18 protein-coding genes and 1 pseudogene are annotated in these 18,449 nt (G+C 69.5%); 11 read left to right on the top strand and 8 right to left on the bottom strand.

What is annotated here, in order from left to right; all coding sequences use genetic code 11:
* The 4 genes and pseudogenes from ACJ73U_RS37030 to ACJ73U_RS37015 form a co-directional block, all read right to left on the bottom strand.
* A pseudogene (locus tag ACJ73U_RS37030) lies at positions 1 to 476 on the bottom strand (glutamate synthase); the annotation flags it as partial.
* On the bottom strand, positions 473 to 1,471 hold the full coding sequence (locus ACJ73U_RS37025) for an asparagine synthetase A (protein ID WP_407782421.1): 999 nt from the start codon (positions 1,469 to 1,471) through the stop codon (positions 473 to 475). The pseudogene ACJ73U_RS37030 and the gene ACJ73U_RS37025, both read right to left, overlap by 4 nt.
* A 29-nt stretch (positions 1,472 to 1,500) precedes the next feature.
* Positions 1,501 to 2,760 carry a methylaspartate mutase gene (locus ACJ73U_RS37020; protein WP_407782420.1) on the bottom strand — a complete coding sequence of 420 codons (1,260 nt, stop codon included), beginning with the start codon at positions 2,758 to 2,760 and terminating at the stop codon, positions 1,501 to 1,503.
* The gene (locus tag ACJ73U_RS37015) at positions 2,757 to 3,218 is read right to left on the bottom strand and encodes a cobalamin B12-binding domain-containing protein (RefSeq protein WP_407782419.1); all 462 of its coding nucleotides are present in this window, start codon (positions 3,216 to 3,218) and stop codon (positions 2,757 to 2,759) included. The genes ACJ73U_RS37020 and ACJ73U_RS37015 overlap by 4 nt, the downstream gene beginning before the upstream one ends.
* Positions 3,219 to 3,391: 173 nt before the next feature.
* On the opposite strand from ACJ73U_RS37015, the gene purF reads away from it, so the two are divergent.
* On the top strand, positions 3,392 to 4,744 hold the full coding sequence (gene purF / locus ACJ73U_RS37010) for an amidophosphoribosyltransferase (RefSeq protein WP_407782418.1): 1,353 nt from the start codon (positions 3,392 to 3,394) through the stop codon (positions 4,742 to 4,744).
* Positions 4,745 to 4,749: 5 nt separating this feature from the next.
* On the opposite strand, the gene ACJ73U_RS37005 is transcribed toward purF, so the two are convergent.
* The 4 genes from ACJ73U_RS37005 to ACJ73U_RS36990 all read right to left on the bottom strand — a co-directional run bounded on the left by ACJ73U_RS37005 (position 4,750) and on the right by ACJ73U_RS36990 (position 9,102).
* A complete protein-coding gene (locus tag ACJ73U_RS37005) occupies positions 4,750 to 5,490 on the bottom strand; it encodes a BTAD domain-containing putative transcriptional regulator (RefSeq protein WP_407782417.1) in 741 nt (246 codons plus the stop codon).
* 377 nt (positions 5,491 to 5,867) lie between these two features.
* Positions 5,868 to 6,926 (bottom strand): pyridoxal phosphate-dependent aminotransferase, encoded by a 1,059-nt coding sequence (locus ACJ73U_RS37000; protein WP_407782416.1) that lies wholly within the window; start codon positions 6,924 to 6,926, stop codon positions 5,868 to 5,870.
* A 178-nt stretch (positions 6,927 to 7,104) separates the two neighbouring features.
* Positions 7,105 to 7,257 (bottom strand): hypothetical protein, encoded by a 153-nt coding sequence (locus ACJ73U_RS36995; protein WP_407782415.1) that lies wholly within the window; start codon positions 7,255 to 7,257, stop codon positions 7,105 to 7,107.
* Between the two features lie 312 nt (positions 7,258 to 7,569).
* Positions 7,570 to 9,102 carry a fatty acyl-CoA synthetase gene (locus ACJ73U_RS36990; RefSeq protein ID WP_407782414.1) on the bottom strand — a complete coding sequence of 511 codons (1,533 nt, stop codon included), beginning with the start codon at positions 9,100 to 9,102 and terminating at the stop codon, positions 7,570 to 7,572.
* 664 nt (positions 9,103 to 9,766) lie between these two features.
* On the opposite strand from ACJ73U_RS36990, the gene ACJ73U_RS36985 reads away from it, so the two are divergent.
* The 10 genes from ACJ73U_RS36985 to ACJ73U_RS36940 form a co-directional block, all read left to right on the top strand.
* Positions 9,767 to 10,744, top strand: coding sequence for a ParB/RepB/Spo0J family partition protein (locus ACJ73U_RS36985; protein ID WP_407782413.1), 978 nt, complete (start codon positions 9,767 to 9,769; stop codon positions 10,742 to 10,744).
* A 252-nt stretch (positions 10,745 to 10,996) separates the two neighbouring features.
* Entirely contained in the window at positions 10,997 to 12,010 is a 1,014-nt protein-coding gene (locus ACJ73U_RS36980; RefSeq protein WP_407782412.1) for a TauD/TfdA dioxygenase family protein, read from the top strand.
* The gene (locus ACJ73U_RS36975; RefSeq protein ID WP_407782411.1) at positions 12,007 to 12,393 is read left to right on the top strand and encodes a RidA family protein; all 387 of its coding nucleotides are present in this window, start codon (positions 12,007 to 12,009) and stop codon (positions 12,391 to 12,393) included. The genes ACJ73U_RS36980 and ACJ73U_RS36975 overlap by 4 nt, the downstream gene beginning before the upstream one ends.
* A gap of 75 nt (positions 12,394 to 12,468) precedes the next feature.
* The gene (locus ACJ73U_RS36970) at positions 12,469 to 13,590 is read left to right on the top strand and encodes a hypothetical protein (RefSeq protein ID WP_407782410.1); all 1,122 of its coding nucleotides are present in this window, start codon (positions 12,469 to 12,471) and stop codon (positions 13,588 to 13,590) included.
* Between the two features lie 64 nt (positions 13,591 to 13,654).
* A complete protein-coding gene (locus ACJ73U_RS36965) occupies positions 13,655 to 14,959 on the top strand; it encodes a hypothetical protein (RefSeq protein WP_407782409.1) in 1,305 nt (434 codons plus the stop codon).
* Positions 14,960 to 15,031: 72 nt separating this feature from the next.
* Complete coding sequence (locus tag ACJ73U_RS36960; protein WP_407782408.1) at positions 15,032 to 15,808, top strand: SDR family NAD(P)-dependent oxidoreductase; 777 nt, start codon at positions 15,032 to 15,034, stop codon at positions 15,806 to 15,808.
* Between the two features lie 19 nt (positions 15,809 to 15,827).
* Entirely contained in the window at positions 15,828 to 16,685 is an 858-nt protein-coding gene (locus ACJ73U_RS36955; RefSeq protein WP_407782407.1) for a 3-hydroxyacyl-CoA dehydrogenase family protein, read from the top strand.
* A 56-nt stretch (positions 16,686 to 16,741) separates the two neighbouring features.
* Positions 16,742 to 16,993, top strand: a complete 252-nt coding sequence (locus ACJ73U_RS36950) for an acyl carrier protein (protein ID WP_407782406.1) — start codon at positions 16,742 to 16,744, stop codon at positions 16,991 to 16,993.
* A gap of 14 nt (positions 16,994 to 17,007) precedes the next feature.
* Positions 17,008 to 18,150: an acyl-CoA dehydrogenase family protein gene (locus tag ACJ73U_RS36945; protein WP_407782405.1), complete on the top strand. Its 1,143-nt coding sequence runs from the start codon at positions 17,008 to 17,010 to the stop codon at positions 18,148 to 18,150.
* Positions 18,147 to 18,449, top strand: a 303-nt coding sequence (locus ACJ73U_RS36940) for an HAD-IIIC family phosphatase (RefSeq protein ID WP_407782404.1), incomplete at its 3' end; no start/stop codon positions are given. The genes ACJ73U_RS36945 and ACJ73U_RS36940, both read left to right, overlap by 4 nt.

Below are 18,449 nucleotides of genomic sequence, written 5' to 3'. Positions count from 1 at the left end.
GGCACCTCGTCGGCGTAGGCGGAGATCCTGGCGAGCAGCGACTCGCCCGCCGGTGCCAGCCGGCCGTACCCGTTGACCGGCACCACGTTCTCGCCCACCACCATCGGCAGGCCGAGGCGGGCGGCCTGCCGGCTCGCGGCGACGCCGAGGTCGGTGCTCGCCACCCTGGTCGACCCGAACGCGGACAGGTACAGCGGCAGCGGCGAGGAGAACCCGCCGATCGACGTGTCCGACTCGACGTCGGGGTAGCCGGGCTCGCGCCCCAGCCCGATCAGCTTCTCCAGGCGCCGGGGCATGAACACCGGCGGCACCAGCCGCAGCGCGTCCAGCGGGTCGGCCACGCACCGCGGATCAGCGGCGCCGAACAGCGACCGGCCATAGCCGCCGGGTTCCGGGAAGGCGCCGGCCCGGCCCGCCCCGGCCCGGCGGCGGACCTCCGCCTCGGGGAAGTTCTCCGCCCGCACGCGGCCGGTCATGGCGCGGGGACCCCGGCGACCTTGGGGAACGCACTGGCCTGCCACACCGACTCGACGCCGGCGACGTAGCGGGTGAGCCGCTCGAGCCCGAGGCCGAAGCCCGCGCTCGCCGGGACGCCCTCCCGCACCATGCGCAGGTACCAGCCGTACTTGGCCGGGTTCTCGCCGGTCTCCCGCATCCGCGCGACGATCGTGGCGTAGTCGTTTTCGCGTTCGCTGCCACTGCACAGCTCGCCGAAGCCCTCCGGGGCGATCAGGTCGAAGTTGCGCAGGAAGCCGGGGTGCTCGCGGGACTCCCGGTCGTAGAACCCGCGCGAGCCCTTGGGGTAGTCGGTGAGGAAGAACGGCTTGCTCGCCTTGCGGGACAGGGTGGCCTCGCCGACCCAGTCGATCTCGCCGTCGGGGTTCTGGTCGTGCCCGGTGCCGTGCAGGTCCGTGACGGCCGCGGCGTGGGTGCGGCGTTCGAACGACTCCGCGACCAGGTCGGCGAATGCGCTCGTGTCCCGGCCGAGGGGGTCGAGCTCCTCGGGCAGGCCGGTGCTCACCGCCCGCACCACGTGCGTGACCAGCCCCTCGGCCACCGCCATGATCGTCTCGCGGCTCGCGTCCGCCGCCTCGACGTCGATCTGGTGGAACTCGACGAGGTGCCGTCCGGTGCCGGCGGTCTCCAGCGGCTCGAGCCGCACGTTCGGCGCGACGCAGAAGATCCGGTCGAACGCCGTGAGCGAGGCCTGCTTGTACAGGATGGCGCTGGTCATCAGCTTGTACCGGTGACCGTAGAAGTCGATGTCGACCTGCTTCGCGCCACGGGCGCCCGGGTCGGTGACCGGGCCGATGATCGGCAGCATCAGCTCGGTGAACCCCTGGGCGGACAGGAACTGCCTGGCCGCGGTGAGCACGCCGTGCTGGATCCGGAGCGCCGCGCGGGTGACCGGGCTCGTCAGGTGCTCGCGCGGGTCCGCCGCCGGTCCGTCCTGACCGTGGTGCTGCGTCATTCCCTCACTCCTCGGTGTGCCGTGGCTCGTCAGCTGGCCGCGGTCAGGTGGTCGTGTGCGGCCAGCCCGTCGAACTTCCGCCGCACGTAGGACAGGGAGGCGAGCAGGTCGGCCGCGGTCAGCTCGGTCGTGCGCGCGGACCGCGCCGGCAACGGCAGCGCGCCGGTCCGCGACCACGAGAGCCGGCCGTCCCGGTCGAGGTAGCTGCGGGCGCGGCCGGCGTTGTCGGGGTGCAGGCAGAACGGCACGTCCAGGTAGCCGCGCCGGACCGCCTCGGTGAGCGCGCGGCCGAGGTCGTCGTCCAGTTCGAGCACCGCCTCGACCAGCTCCCGGGCCTCGGCGTAGACCTCCGAGTCCGCGCTGTCGGTGGCGTTCACGGCCGGTTCCCGGGCGGCCACCGCCGCGGCGTGCTCCAGTGCCGCCACGTTCTCCTCGACGGTGGGGATCCGATGCGCCTCGGCGACGGTCTTGACGATGAGCCGGACCGACCCGGTGCGCACGGCCAGCCGCGCGGCCTCGCCGAGCAACCGCGTCGCGCCGTGTGGCGTGCGCGGGTACATGCCCATGTACGCGTAGACCACGACGTGCCAGTCCAGGTCGGCCAGCAGCTCCCCGGCCAGGCGGCGCAGCGCGAGCACGGCCTCGTGGTCCTGGGTCGCGTTGCTCTGCTGGGCGTAGCTCAGCGAGACACTGCGCAGGCCGTGCTGGCGGAAGAACATGGCCTCCAGCACGGAGATCGCCACCAGCATGCCCGGCGGGCAGAGCATGCCGAGCATGCAGCCGCCGAAGCTCTCCAGGTGCGGCTCGACGCCGGTCTCCCGCAGCCCCGCGAGCAGTCGGCAGCAGTGGGTCCAGTTACGCACCGAGTCCGCCACCGGCAGCCGGCTGTAGGGCAGGCAGTAGGAGATCGGGCCGCCCTCGGTGGCGTGCAGGCCGAGCCGGATGAGCGTGGCGACGATCTCCTCCGGCACGGCCGAGCCGTGCCGGACCTGCACCGGGAAGTCGACGCCGGCGAGTACCGCGGCGGTGGTGGCGTCCTCGTGTGCCGCGATCGGATAGCCGTTGAGGTCCGCGCCCGCCGCGAGGGCCGCGCGTGCGCCCGCGGTGTCGCCGACCCTGGTGTAGCTGTCCACGGTGATCGTGCCGACCGTCGTGGCGCTCGCGCGCCGGGTGGCGAGTAGCCCGGCACGCATCGTGGCCGGGTCGCCGAAGCCCATGCGCGGCTGGACCACCAGCCGGCCGGCGCGGCGGGCGTCGGCGACGAAGTCACCGAACGAGGGAGATGTCATGGCCGCACCTCTGCCACCAGTCGCCGCATGAACGCGGCGAGCGAGCCGATCCCCGCGCCGTCACCGAAGACCTCGTCGTAGCCGGCGGCGCGCAGCAGTGCGGTGTGCGCGGGGCGGCCGGGACCGCGGATGCCGAGCTTCCCGCCGATGACGACCGCCGTGGCGGCGAGCTCCTGGCAGGCGCGCAGCTTCTCGATCACCCGCAGCCCGTCGTGGCGGCCGTGCCCGTTCAGGCTGCTCACCACGACCAGGTCGGGTCGCCGCAGCCGGCACTGCGCCACCAGCAGGTCGTCGGGCACACAGGCGCCCAGGTTGTACACCCGGTGCCCCAGCTCCTCCAGCGCCAGCTGCAGGTAGACGAGGTTCCAGGTGTGCGAGTCGGATGCCACGCTGGTCACCAGGACGTCGAGCCCGGGGCAGACCCCCAGCTCCGCAGACCATTCCTCCGTGAGCGTCACTTCCCTCCAATCCCCGAAATTCGTTGGGTCGACCATAAACGTGGAAAATGGCGCCGACCGGCAGTTCTGCCGGCAAAATATGGGCAGTTTCCCTTCGTTTTCCCGTGATAGTCGGGCGATAGCCGAATGGCGCATCCTGGAGGCCCTTTCCCCTGCGCTGCACAGGAGTGCCCATGATCGACGGAGACGCAGGTGAAGAATGCGGTGTCGTCGGTATCTGGACCCCCGGCGTCGATGTCGCGGAATTGCTCACCGACGGTCTGTTCGCGTTGCAACACCGTGGTCAGGAGTCGGCCGGTATTTCCGTCGGCGACAAGAACGGAATTGTCACGCGCCTGGGCATGGGACTCGTCGCCGAGGTGTTGCGGGCGGAGGTGACCAGTGGTCTGCGCGGCCACGTGGGGATCGGGCACGTCCGGTACTCGACGTCCGCGGGCTCCTCGCTGGACAACGCCCAGCCCTTCCACGAGCGGGACTCCTGGCGGCCGGACTTCGCGCTGGCGCACAACGGGAACCTGACCGAGCTGCCGGTGCCGGCGCGGGTCGGCGCGGCGGGGGACGGGGGCGCCCGGTCGGACACCCGGCGGCTGGCCTCGCTGCTCGGGCCGGAACCCGGCACCCTCGGCGACGCCATGGCGGCGGTGCTGCCGAGAACCCGCGGCGCGTTCTCGCTCGTGGGGGTCTCCTCGGGTGCCCTGCTCGCGGCCCGCGACCCGCACGGCTTCCGGCCGCTGAGCCTCGGCAGGCTCCCCGACGGCGGCTGGGCCGTCGCGTCGGAGACCGCGGCGCTGGACGGCCTCGGCGCGACCGGGCAACGCGACGTCGAGCCGGGAGAGCTCGTCGAGATCGACGAGCACGGTGTCCACACGCGGCAGTTCGCGGCCGCGAAGCCCGCCCTGTGCGTGTTCGAGCACGTGTACTTCGCCCGGCCCGACTCGGTGATCGGCGGCCGGTCGGTGTTCTCGGTGCGGGATGCGCTCGGCGCGGCGCTCGCGCGCCACGAGCCGGCCGACGCCGACGTGGTGATCCCGGTACCCGACACCGCCCGGGTGGCCGCCCTCGGCTACGCACGGGAAAGCGGTATCCCCTACGGCGAGGGCCTGTTCCGCAGCACCTACGCCAACCGCAGCTTCATCCAGCCGTCGCCGGGGGAGCGCAGGCGCGCGGTCCGGTTGAAGCTGCGGCCGATCGCGCCCGCGGTCGCGGGGCGCCGGGTGGTGGTCGTGGACGACTCCATCGTGCGGGCCACCTCGATGCGGCATGTCGTCGCCCTGCTCCGCGAGGCCGGCGCGGCCGAGGTGCACGTACGGGTCGCGTCGCCCCCGGTGCGCTGGCCGTGCTTCTTCGGCGTCGACATCGGATCGGCGCGGGAGCTGGTGGCGGTGCGGTTGGAGCCGGCGGAGATCGCCGAGCTGGTCGGCGCCGACTCGCTCGGCTACCTGCCGGCGGCCGCGATGGTCGCCGCGGCGAGCGGGTCGACCGGCTTCTGCACGGCCTGTTTCACCGGTGACTACCCCGCGCGGTGACCCCGTCATGCCGGCGCGGTGACCCGGTTGGCGAGGATGTCCTGCTCCAGCCGCCGCAGCTCCCAGCTCGGCTCGACGCCGAGCTCGTCGACGAACAACGCGCGGGTGTGCCGGTACTCGCGTAACGCCTCCGCCTGACGGCCGGTGTGGCAGAGGGCGACCATCAGCTCGCCCCGCAGCCGCTCCCGGAACGGGTGGCGCTCCACCAGCGCCATGAGATCCCCGACGACGTGCGCGGACCGTCCGAGCCGGTTCTGCAGCTGGAAGTAGTCCTCGCTCACCGTGATGTACCGCTCGACGAGTTGCGTGACCATCGACTGGACGCGCTCGCTGCCGATGCCCGCGAACGGCTCGCCCCGCCACAGCGCCAACGCCTCGGCGAGGCACCGGCTCGCTTCGTCCGGCTGACCGGCGCCCATGAGGGTGCGGCCCCGGGTGACGAGGCTGTCGAACACGTGCAGGTCCAGCTCCCCGGTGCCGACCCGCGCGAGGTAACCGGGCGACTCCGTGCCCACCAGCTGGTGCAGGCCGCTGCGGGCGAGCCGCTTGCGGATACCCGACACACAGATGTGGACCTGGCTGCGCGCCGTGTCCGGCGGCGTCGCACCCCACAGCGCGTCGATCAGCGACTCGATCCCGACGACCCGGTTCGCGTGCCAGACCAACGTCGCCAGGATGATCTGCTGCCTACGCGCGGTGATGCGGATCGTCCCGCGCGGTCCGACGACTTCGAATCTGCCGAACACGGATATCTTCACTGCGGTCCCTCTTCCCCTGCGGCCGGAACGATGTCAGGCGCCCCCACCCAGCCGCTGAGCCTGACCGCGGCTACTTTCACCTCACTTTCGCGCCACTCTCACCACCACCTCCCCCCGCGAGAGCGCCCACGAGAGGGCTTCCGTTCCTGGAGCGTGCGGTGAAGGTGCCCGATAGTCACGCCCTTCCGTACCCGAAACGCTGACCCACGAGACGACCGCCCGGACCTGAGGGGTTCTCGAACTCCCAGCCACCGGCCGGGTCGATGCCGAGGAACAGTTGCCATCGCTCACCACCGGGGCGGCGGGTGCTGATCACGCCGCTGCGTCTCATCGCGGGACCACGAACAGCGTCATCCGGGCAACGTTCAGGTGTCGCGCTGTTGGTGGAGTACCTTCTCGAGTTTGCGCAGGAACGAGACCACCTCGTCCGCGCTGCCGACCGACACGCGCAGGTAGTCGACCAGTCCCAGGTCGGCGGTGTCGCGCACGAGCGTTCGATCAGCGCGTCGAAGGGTCTCCGCGACGTGCGACCCCAGCCCGGGCAACCGGATCAACACGAAGTTGGTCTTCGAGGGAAGGTGCTCGACACCGAGCTCGTCCAGTCCGCGACAGAGCAGGTCGCGAGCATCCCGGTTGCTGGTTCGCGTCCGTTCGAGGAACTCCTCGTCCGCGAGGGCCACCTCGGCCGCCGCTTGCGCGATCCGGTTGACGTGGAAGGGGAACGCGCTCTGGACCTTGTTGATCCGTGCGATCACGTCCGGATCGCCGATGAGGTAGCCGACGCGGAGGCCGCCGAGCCCGTAGGCCTTGGAGAACGTTCGCATGACGCAGACGTTGCGGCCCGCCGCGGCCCGCGGAATCGCCGACGCGAAGTCCTGCTCCGGGACGTACTCCGCGTAGGCCTCGTCGAACACGACGACGGCGTCGTGGCGCTGGGCGGCAGCGCAGAGCGAGTGGACCTCTTCCTCGCACAGCAACGCGGCCGTGGGATTGTGCGGGTTGCAGACGAAGGCGAGCCGTACGCCTTCGGCGAATGACGCGACGACCCGCTCCACGTCGATGCGGTAGTCGCGGAGCGGCTGTTCGATGCTCGGCAACCCGACGGCCCGCACACTCCTCGCATAGACCTGGAAGGTCTGGCTGTTCAACAGGACGAGTCTCGACTCCGCGCGGAAGGCGAGGGCGATCATGAGGATGACCTCGTCGACCCCGTTGCCCACCGCGATCCGCGCTTCGTCGACGGCGCGGCGACGCGCGATGGCCCGGATCAACCCGGTGTGCGCTGGATCCGGGTACCGGTTGATGTCGCGAAGCGCCAGCTCCGCCGCGGCCATGGCATTCGGGCTCGCTCCCAGCGGATTCTCGTTGAGATGCAGACGGCTGAACGTCTCTGTCGCTGCCGGGGACTGGTTGTGCATCGTCATCCTGTGAAGGGTGGGGGAGGCACCGCGGCACCGCGAGTTGTCTTTCACCGGAGACTTGCGATGCGGTACTCAGGAATCATGTCGGCGATACCTGCGGGAATTCCCGCATCGGAATCTTGGCGACCGAGTGGGACAGTTGCCGTCTTGACGGCGATACTGACCCGAATGCTTCTGGCGGTCAGCGTCGTGCGCGAAGTTCCGCGACCAGCCGGTCGAGATCGCGATCCTCGACGTTCTGACTACCCGCGAGGTGGTTGCGCCTGCGGTAGTGGTTACGTTGCAGTCCAAGAACTATCAGGGTCACCAGCACGGCCATCATCAACAAGCCCATGGTCTACGTCCTTCTCGGGTGGCGGCCTTGATCATGTGGCCCCATGGTCCCCAATGGTACTCACGCTGTGGCACGTCTTCTACGGATTTCGGTAATTCACGCCGGGCGCACTTTGATGCGGAGAACATTCATGTTGTAGACGGTGGCACGCCGGATCAGGACAGCGGGGCCGGGCCCGGTCTGGGCCGCGGCGGCCATTGGCTCGGGTGAGCTGGTGATCGGCACCAAGACCGGAGCGGACTACGGGTATTCATTCTTGTGGGCTCTGTGGATCACGTGGTCGATACATCATGCGGTCCTGGATGTGACGGTCTACTCCGAGCTCGACGCGAGTTGGTCCCGCAGCACTCGTTTGAGCAGTTTGCCCGCACCGTTGCGCGGAAGGTGATCTGTGAACCGGACGCGCTTGGGCACCTTGAAACCGGCGAGTCGTTCGCGGGCGTAGTCGAGCAGTTCTCGTTCCGCGACCTGGAACCGTGGCACCACCACCGCCGTGATCGCCTCGATCCACTGCGGGTCGGGCGTGCCGACGACCGCCGCCTCGGCCACCGCCGGGTGTGTGTAGAGGACGTCCTCGACCTCACGGGACGCGACCAGGACGCCGCCCGTGTTGATGACGTCCTTGATCCGGTCCACGATGAAGACATAGCCTTCGGCGTCGAGCCGTGCCAGGTCGCCCGAGTGGAACCAGCCGTCGCGGAACGCCTCGGCGGTCGCCTCCGGTGCGTTCCAGTAGCCGTCGCACAACTGCGGGGACCGGTACACCAGCTCGCCGACCTCGTCGACAGGTGCGTCCCGACCGCTTCGGTCCACGACCCGCAGCTCCACGAACAGCACCGGCCGCCCCGCGGACTCCGGTCGCCGGACATGCTCCTCCGGCGGGAGCGCCGAGGTCAGCGGTCCAGCCTCGGACTGCCCGAGACAGTTGAAGAAGCCAAGCGTGGGCAGCTGCCGCCGCAGTCTTTCCAACACCGGCCCCGGCATGGTCGACGCGCCGTAGTAGGCCTTGCGCAGCGAGCTGAGCTCGCGCGCCGCGAGCCCGGGGTGGTTCGCGAGGCGCACCCACACGGTCGGGGCGAGGAACATCGAGCCGATCCGGTCGCGTTCCGCTCTGTCGAGCAGGTCGTCGACCACCGGCGATTCGACGAGCTCGTTCGTCGCTCCGATCGCCAGGTACGGGACGAGGAAGGTGTGCAGCTGCGCGACGTGGTAGATGGGCATCGCGTGCAAGGGGTGGTCGTCCGGCTCCAGCCGCAGGGCATGGATCGCGGACACGTACTGATGCATCAGCGAGCGATGGGTGAGTCTCGCTGCCTTTGGTCGTCCGGTCGTGCCCGAGGTGAACATCAGCTGCACCAGATCCGAGTCCGCGGCGTCCGGCACGATGTCGGGAACCGCGCCTTCGCGTGCGGCGTCCAGCACGCAGTCCTCGGTTTCCCGCAACGGGATGGTCTGGGGGGTTGGCACCGACTCGGCGGCGGTGACGTCCACGAGCGCCGCCGCGGCGCCGGACAGGTCTACGACATACCGCAGCTCCTCGGCGGTGAGCGCCGTGTTCACCGGTGTGTGCACGAGACCGGCACGGGAACACGCGAGGAACCCGATCAGGTAGGCGTCGGAGTTGCGGCCGTGTGCGATGACCCGGTCGCCGCTGTGCAGTCCCCGCCGGCGGAACATGCCGGCGACCCGGCTCACACCCCGATCGAGGGCGGCGTAGGTCCACTCCCGGTCACCGAAACGCAGTGCGACGCGGTCGGGAGTGCGTGCCGCGCTGCGCCGCAGCAGGCCGTCGACAGTGCTCGCCCGGATCCCGTCCACAGGTTCCTCGCTTCCGTCGAGTAGCACGCTGCTCCGCTCGCTTCCTCGGCGCACCGCGACATGCATGTTTCCAACGAATGGAGACGGGAAAGATCGGATTGCACCGCGGCGGTGGGTGGGGGCACAACCGGATGTCAATAGACAACGCGTGGGGGCGACGTATCTCCGCTCGGTCATGATGCTACTTGGCAGCTCAGCGTTGGCAACCGCAGCAGAGCGGGCGGCCAGATCGACTTGGGATGTGTGTGGATTTCTGTGGGATTAGTTGACGTTGGTTTGTGATCCACGTCGTCGGTCGTCTGCTTCGGTGCGGTTCACGAGATCATACAGGGGGTGGTAATACCTGCTCGACAGTGGCGAGAAGGAGGCGGGCACGGCACTGTCGAATCAGGACGCATTCCGGCCCTTCGATTGCACGAACGAGGCCGTGCACACGCGATCCACAATCCTGTGCGGCCTCATCGCCTCGAATATGATCAATATCTGGTGTTGACCACCAGATCTACAGCGACCAGACTTCGATATTGGATTGATCGACACCGGGGACATGGTTACCGGCCGTAGGTAACTGGGGGTAGTGAGCCATGGGAGTGAGCCGTCTCCGTCTGCAGTCGCATGGTCGTGAAGGAGTTTTCGAGAGATCCCTGTGTGGCTTGAATTCCTCCGGCATTTCGCGGGGGTCAGCGCAGATATGACACCGCAGGAGGAAGCGGACGAAGTCACCGAGGTAGACCTCGACTTGCTGGTCCTGGGGGGTTCGCCGCGGTCGACAGGCGAGGATTCAGCCCACACGCAGCTGCTCGCCGAGACCGACGAGCCATTGCCACCCATTCTCGTGCATCGGTCGACCATGCGGGTCATCGACGGGGCGCATCGGTACCGGGCGGCCCGCCTGCGTGGTTGGCAGACGATCACGGTGCGATTCTTCGACGGCACGGAAGAGGAGGCGTTCATCCAAGCGGTAATGCGCAATACCGCTCACGGGCTTCCGCTGTCCCTGTCCGACCGCAAGGCGGCGGCGCTGCGCATCCTCAACTCACATCCGTCGTGGTCGAACCGAAGAATCGGCGCGGCGACAGGGCTCTCGGACAAAACGATCCGAACCATCCGACGGGATTCGACTGCGGAAGATCCGCAGTCGAACATGAGAATCGGTCGCGATGGCCGGATCCGCCCGGTTGACCGCCATGCCGGCCGCCGCCGCGCACAAGAGGTCCTGGCGAGAAGCCCGAACGCCACGTTGCGGGAGGTCGCGTCGAAGACCGGCATCTCGGTGAGCACTGCCCGCGACGTGCGGGAGCAGGCGAACCGCGGGGAGAAGTGCTCGGTGCCGCATCCACGCAGCGAGACGACCGGTGAGACCAAGCGTGAACCGGAAAGGCGCAATGAGGTCGCGGGAACGGCCGTCGGTGACTCCATCAGCCGCAAGGACCTGCGTGCGATCCTGGAGAGGCTGAAGAACGATCCCTCGCTCAAGTTCAGCGAGTCGGGCCGCAACCTGCTCCGCCTGCTCTACTCGGGGATGGTCGACGCCAAGGACCTGCGGGATCTCCTCGACACGCTACCGCCGCACTGCACGGGCCTGGTCGCGCAGATCGCCCGCGGCTGCGCGGAAGCCTGGCAGGGGTTCGCCACGGCGTTGGAAGAACGGTCGACGACTTCGAGTTGACTCTCCTCGCGCGCAGCGCGCGTTCGGGACACCGCGGTGTCCCGAACGCGCTGTCTTTGTTGCTGTCTTTTGTTGCTGCGCGGGCAGGACGGCCAGAGTCCCGCGTGGTCCCGGTAGGCGGTTGGCGTTCCCCGGGATGTTCGCTACGTTCGCTGAGGGGCCCGCCAAGTTGTCCTCCGTCCTCCAACTGCGACAACGGCGATCCGTCGGGCGTGATGGGGGCTTTCGTCAATCTCGTGAGGAGAGTTGTTGATGACCGAACAGGCAGGCCGGTTGACGGTCACGCCGGTTCATTCGCACTTCGGCGCGCGCGTCGAGGGCATTCACCTTCCGGACCTGTCGAAAGACGATCCGGCGGCCAAGGAACTTTTTGACGAGTTGGTGGCGCTGCAACAGGAGTACTCGGTACTGGTCCTGCCCGACCAGCGGTTCGTCGACGAGCGCCAGATGGAGTTCACGAAGGAGTGGTACGGCCCGCTGGAAACGCAGGTCGGCACCATCGGCACCGAGGCGCGGCTCCATCCGAACCTCGCTGACTGGTCCAATGTGGACCCCGAGGGGAACGGAAAGCTGCTCTCCTGGTCGGACCAGCGCATGATCTACCAGTCCGGCAACCAGGTGTGGCACAGCGACAGTTCCTACAAGCCGGTCCCGGCGAAGTACTCACTGTTGTCCGCGCGGGAGGTTCCGCCGAGCGGCGGGGAGACCCAGTTCGTCAGCCAGCGGCACGGGTACGAGACGTTGCCGGAGAGCCTGCGGCGCGAGCTGGACGACCGCATCGTGGTGCACAGCCTGCTCTACTCGCGGAGCATCGTCGCGAAGGGACTCTTCCGACCGGAGCAGGAACGGGCGATCCCTCCGACGAGGCAGTCACTGGTCAGGACCAATCCGGTGAACGGCCGGAAGGGTCTGTTCATCGGCGCGCACGCCTGGTACATCGAGGACATGCCGTACCAGGAGTCCCGTGCGCTCCTGGACGACCTGCTGGCGCGCATCACGACGGACGACTGCGTCTACGAGCACAGGTGGACGCCGGGTGATCTGGTGATCTGGGACAACCGGTGTGTGCTGCACCGGGGGCGGACCTGGGACGCGGCGAGGCACCGCCGGGTGCTCCGGCGCACGACCGTGGCGGGCGACGGGCCGACCGCCGAACCGACGATGGCGACCAGGACACCGGAGTGGGACGGGATCGTCCCGGAAGGACTTGGGGTCGAGCCGGCGGAAGTGCCCACCGCGGCCGCGGACGAGGTGAGCGCGAGATGACGTGGGAGCGGGTGCCCGCTGGCTCGGTATGGGGCCCGGTGGTCGGCTACTGCCGTGCGGTCCGCTGTGGACAGATGATCGTCGTCGCCGGCACCACCGCGGCGTGTGAGGACGGCGGCCCGGTGGGTGGAACCGACATCGGCCTGCAGACGAGAGAGGCGCTCACCCGAATCGTTCGAGCCCTCAAGGAACTGGGCGCGGATGTCGAGCACGTCGTGCGGACGAGGATGTTCGTCACCGACATCTCACGCTGGGAGGAGGTCGGGCGGGTGCACGGCGAGTTCTTCGGCGGAGTGCTCCCGGCCGCGACCATGGTCGAGGTCAGTTCGCTGATCGAGCCGGAGCTGATGATCGAGATAGAAGCCGACGCTGTCCTACCGTGACGCTCCGACCGGTCGCGCGGGACACGCGTCTTCGCTCCACGAAACACAAGTGCGCGCGGTGCAGGGAGAACAAGCATGGCCGATACCAACGTGCTGATCGTCGACGGGGTGCTCGCGGCGGGGTTCGGGCTCCAGCACTCCGTCCTCGCGACTCTGAGGGTCAAGGCACGCATCAAGAACTGGTGGAACGTCGATTCACTGGCATGGCGTTCCGTCGAGTCACTGTGCAATGTGGTCTACGTGCTGGTGGCCGCCAGCTTGTGGACCCGCTCCGACGCGGTCGTCTGGGACCTGCGCGGCGGCGCGGCCGTCATCGTCGGCGCCGTGTTCGTGCTGAGCTGGCTGTGGTACTGGGAGCTGCACCTCGTCGAGTACGACTGCGGGTTGGCCTTCGGCTCCACCACCCTGGTGGCGCAGATGTCCGGTCGCGGTGCGCCGAAGCTGGTCCCGTGGAAGGTCGGTTCTCGCCGGTGGATCCGGTTCCCGGTGCACACCGCGTTCTTCGGGATGTTCTTCGCGATCCCGACGATGACCGCGGACCTGCTCGTGCTCGCCACGGTGCTCAACGTCTACAACGTGATCGGCAGCGTCCTGTACGACAAGAGGCTGGAGAAGTCGGCCGGTGACGCGTACTTCGGCTACGAGGCGGTCACCGGACTGATCTGGCCGCCGGTCTACCGCGCCCCGGCGGGCGCTCGTGAGCTGAAGATGCCGGCGCCGGCGCACTGGCGGCGACCCGCGCGGCACATTCCGGGCGTCTTCGGCGGCCTGCTGCTCGGGGCCTGGTACCTGCTGTTCATCGGGGACGCGGGCACCAGTCCGGCCACCATGCTCAAGGCCGGCGTCGCCGGCCTGGTCGGCGCGGTCGTGGTCGGCCTGCTGCACGGCCGGATCCTGCGGCCGGACCCGGAGGTGGCGTGGGACCAGCAGCAGACCGACATGTCGACCACGGTGGCGCTGTCCGCCGCGCTCGGCGTCGTGTCCTGGGCGGTCGTCCACACAGTGGTGTACGGCGCGATCCCCTCGTTCGCGACCTACCTGCCGCTGTGGTTCACCGTGCAGTACCTGGGCCACGTCTTCGCCTATCTCGCCGCGCCCACCCGCTGGGGCCGCCAGCGCGTGCCGGAGGCGCCGGTCGAGGTCGAGTCGGTGCGGGAGGACGTGACTCCCGCGCGGCCCACCGGTGTGTCGTCGTGACGTCACCGGACCTCATCACAGGCGGGCAGCCGCACCGGATGCCCGCGGGAAGAAAGGTCTGACATTGGCAATCACCACCCAGTCTCAGAAAGCGGCGACGTGGCCGTTCTGGCACCGGGCGGAGCCGGTCGCGGCCACGGTGCGCATCGACCCCGACTACCAGATGCTCCGCGAGGAGTTCCCGGACACCTGGCAGCACCTCGTCCGGGCGAAGCTGTGCCTGGACTGTGTGGCGACGCTCGACCGGCCCAACGTGGTCACCGACCGGGAGTACGACGCGCAGGCGCGGCGGCTGTTCCGCGAGACCGCCGGCAACCTCGCGGCGTTCGCGGACGGGGAGTCCGACGGGGAGGTCGCGGAGCAGGCGAGGCAGCTGGTGGACACCCTCGTCCGGTTCGCGGAGACCGGCGAGTGGCCGCCGTTCGTGGTGCGGCCACCGCGGCGGAGTGCCCGGTGGTTGTACTGCGGACCCCTTGGCACGTGGGCCGAGAACGAGGTGCGGAACCCGGTGTCGCTCCTCGTCACCGTGCACGACCCCGTGCCACAGCGTGCTGTCGACCACGTCACCGACGAACGCGAGAAGGTCGTCGCCGAGGTCGCCCTGACGCTGGGGGCGGTTGCCGACGACGAGGCGCCGATACCCGCCATGTACACGTCGACGCTGCTCCTGGCGGGCGGGCACAGCGCGTTCGGACACAAGAACTTCGCGCACTTCTTCCCGCTGGAGTCCCCCGGTGGGAAGGTCGAGGCGGAGGACTTCACGGTGGTGTTCACCAACATCCACCGGGAGCGGCTGCGCCGGTGTTCCCTGCCGCTGCTGGAGGACGTGCTCGAGGCGCCGGTCACCCACGACATCGAGGAGGTGCTCGCCGCGTCGCTGCGCTGGTTCCGAGCACACGATCTCGGGCACTTCTGGCGGCGGACGAGCGGGTCGGTCCGCACCGAGCCGTCCACGGAGCTGGACGCCTTCGGCCTGATGGCACTGGAAGAGGCGTACGCGGACTCGCTCGGCCTGCTGTGCGCGGCCGAGTTGGGTGACCAGCCCGCTCTCGTCGTCGCCTTCTGCGCCGAGCTTGTCCGGTACCTGTCCCGCGACCAGGCCTCCTTCGCCGACAGCGTCGCCGCCGCGCTGGAGGTGGGCTGGTTGATGAGCAGGACCGGGGAGTGGCGGCCGCTGGACTCGCAGTGGTGCAAGAACGCCGTGTACCACCTGCGTGAGCTGGTTCCGGTGCTGCACGACGTGCTGTGGGCCGGTCTGACCGACACCGAGGAGCTGGTCTCCGCCGTGGCGGTCGGCCGGGCGGACGCGCTCGGGCGGGACCGGACGTTTCGCCGGGTGCCGACCGATCTGGTCTACACCTTCGGTTGACCACTGTCCACAGCGGACCCCGGGGTGCTCGACAGGGCACCCCGGGACGACGAGACAGATCGAGGAGGCGCGTTGACGCGCACAGTGGTGATCTCAGGGGCCTCGAGCGGGATCGGCCGCGCGACGGCCGAGCGGTTCGCGGCGGCGGGGGACCGGGTGGTCAACCTCGACCTACGCCCGCCGGAGCCGGACACCGGGGAGAGCGGGTGGATTCGGTGCGACACGACGGACTGGGCCCAGGTCGAGTCCGTCCTGGACGACGTGCACCACCGGACCGGCCGGCTGGACGTGGTGATCGCCAACGCGGGCGTCAGCATCCGGCACGCGGTCCTGGACATCACCAGGGCCGAGGCGAGCCGCGTGCTCGAGGTCAACCTGCTCGGCGTGCTGGGCCTGTGGCGGGCCGCCGCGAGCGTCATGGTCGAGCGGCGCAGTGGTGTGCTGCTGGCGACGGCGTCCACCAACGGCTCCGTCGGCTACCCCTACTACGCCGACTACAACGCGAGCAAGGCGGGTGTTCTGGCGCTGTGCCGCAGCTTCGCCCTCGAGCTGAGCCCGTACGTGCGTGTCGCCTGCGTGAGTCCCGGCTACGTGCTCACCCCCATGCAGCGCGCCGAGTACACCGACGAGATGCTCGCCGAGGTCGATCGCGGCATTCCGATCGGTCGGCACGCCGCGCCGAAGGAGATCGCCGAGGCGTTCTTCTTCCTGGCCTCGGACGGTGCCGGTTACATCACCGGCCAGCAGCTCGTCGTGGACGGTGGCGAGCTGGCCGGTGGGGTCGCGTCCCGCTTCGGCACGACCTGGGCCCGGCAGAACGACGCGGCCCTGACCCGACCGTCCGGTTGAGACAGGAGGAGCCGAACAGATGGGACCAGTGGGCGTCGTCGGGGCCGGCGTGATGGGCACCGGGGTTGCGCAGTGCCTCGCCGAGCACGGCCACGACGTGATCCTCGTCGACGTGGGGGAGGACGTGCTCGCCCGTGCCCGGCAGCGGATCGAACAGGACATCCGGATGGCGCGCATGCTGCGGCGGGACCTGCTCAGGGACGGCGAGTCGATCATGGCCGCCATCACGTGTGCGGCCGAGCTCGACCCGCTGCGCGAGGCCGACTACGTGATCGAGAACATCACCGAGGACTGGTCGGCGAAGAACGAGCTGTACCGGCGCCTGGACGAGGTGCTCGCCGAGGAGTGCGTGATCGCCGCGAACACCTCCGCGATCCCGATCACCAGGATCGCCGGTGCCACCACACGTCCCGACCGGGTGGTGGGCATCCACTTCATGAACCCGGTCCCGATGAAGAACACCGTGGAGCTGATCGCCGGGTACCACACCTCCGCCGCCACCGTCGAACGCACCGAGGAGCTGCTGTCCGCGATGGGCAAGCGGGCCGTCCGGGTGGGGGACAGCCCTGGCTTCGTGTCGAACCGCGTGCTCATGCTGACCATCAACGAGGCGGCCTTCCTGGTGCACGAGAACGTCGCCGACGCCGCGGCCGTCGACGAGGTCTTCGTGTCCTGCTTCGGCCACCCCATGGGTCCTCTCGCGACGGCCGACCTGATCGGGGTGGACACGATCCTGCGCAGCATCGAGGTCCTGCACGACAGCTTCGCGGACAGCAAGTACCGACCGTGCCCGCTGCTGCGGCAGATGGTCGATGCGGGACTGCACGGGAAGAAGTCCGGCCAGGGCTTCTTCTCCTACGGGCCCGGGGCCCGGTGAGCACTGTCCGTCAACCAGTTCCCCCGGTGTCGACCGGGATCACGAAAGAGGCGATTGTGTCGGCCAGCGCCGAAATCCGCGAGTTCATCCACGGCAGGTACCCCACCGCGGAGCTCGACGACACCGAGGACATCTTCTCCCTCGGCTACGTGAACTCCCTGTTCGCGATGGAGCTCGTGACGTTCCTGGAGAACCAGTTCGCCATCCGAATCCCCAACGAGGAGCTGTTCCTCGACAACTTCCGGACCATCCAGGCCATGACCGGGCTCGTCGAACGGCAACGCGAGCTGGTGGATGGCACGCGGTGAACGGGCAGGCGCCTGTGGCCACCCCGACGGCGGGCGTGGCCGGTCCGCTGGACCGCGCGGCGTTCCGGGCGTTCGTCGACGCCGAGGTGCTCCCGCGTGCCGCGCGGTTCGACGCGACCGAGTGCGTTCCCCGCGACGTGCTCGACAAGGCCGCGGCGGTGGCCGCGTGGGCGGCGTTGATCCCGGCCGGGGCGGGTGGGGCGGACCTGGACATGCGGTCGCTGGCCGTCCAGCACGAGGAGGTCGGCCGCGGGTGCTCGTCGCTGCGCAGCCTGCTCACCGTGCACAGCATGGTCAGCTGGGCCGTCGTGCGGTGGGGCGGCGAGCCGCAGCTGTCGCGGTGGCTGCCCGTGCTGGCCGACGGCAGCGTGCTCGGCGCGTTCTGCCTGACCGAGTCCCAGGCGGGAAGCGACGCCGCCGCGATCACCACGTCGGCCTCCCGCGGCGGCGGCGACTGGGTACTCGACGGCCGCAAGATGTGGATCACCGGCGGCCAGGTCGCCGGCCTGTTCCTGGTGTTCGCCAGGACCGGCGCCGGGATGGCGGCGTTCCTCGTCCCGAGGGACGCGCCCGGACTGCGGATCACCCCGGTCGGATCGCTGCTCGGCACCCGCGCGAGCATGGTGGCGCACCTCGACTTCGAGGACTGCCGCATCCCCGGGGACGCGTTGCTGGGACCCGACGGGTTCGCGCTGCACACCGTGCTTCCCGGCACGCTCGACATCGGCAGGCTGAGCGTGGCGGCGGGATGTGTCGGCATACTGCAGGCCTGCCTCGACGCGTCGGTCAGCTATTCGGCCGGGCGCCGGCAGGGCGGCACCGAGCTGAGCGAGCACCAGCTCGTCCGGCGGATGGTCACCGACATGGCCACCAGCGCGGCGGCGGCGCGGCTGCTGTGCGAGCGTGCGGCGTCCCTGCGCGACAGCGGCGATCCGGAGGCGACCACCGCGACGTTCATGGCGAAGTACTTCGCCTCGACCGCGGCCTCGCGAGCCGCGAGTGACGCGGTCCAGATCCACGGTGCGGCCGGCTGCGCACCCGACGCGACGGTCGCTCGGCTCTACCGGGACGCGAAGGTCATGGAGATAATCGAGGGCAGCTCGGAGGTTCAGCAGGTGTACATCGCCGACGCCATCTACCGCGGCAGGCAGAAGTGAGCGGGGCGACCGGGAGCGACTCCCGCCGTGGGCGGATCAAGTGCGTCGTGTGGGACCTGGACGACACCCTGTGGGACGGGATCCTCCTGGAGGACCCGGCGGTGGCCGTGCGCGAGGACGTCGTCAAGCTGCTGCACACGCTCGACGAGCGCGGCATCCTCAACTCCGTCGCCAGCCGCAACGACCACGACCTCGCGATGCGCCGCCTGGCCGAGGCCGGACTCGACGAGATGTTCCTGTACCCGCGGATCAGCTGGGGCCCCAAGTCCGCGGCGGTCGCCGAGGTCGCCCGGCTGCTG

It is taken from the genome of Actinophytocola sp. (genome assembly GCF_045807065.1).
Taxonomy (GTDB): domain Bacteria; phylum Actinomycetota; class Actinomycetes; order Mycobacteriales; family Pseudonocardiaceae; genus Actinophytocola.
This window is presented reverse-complemented; position numbering and strand designations above follow the sequence as displayed.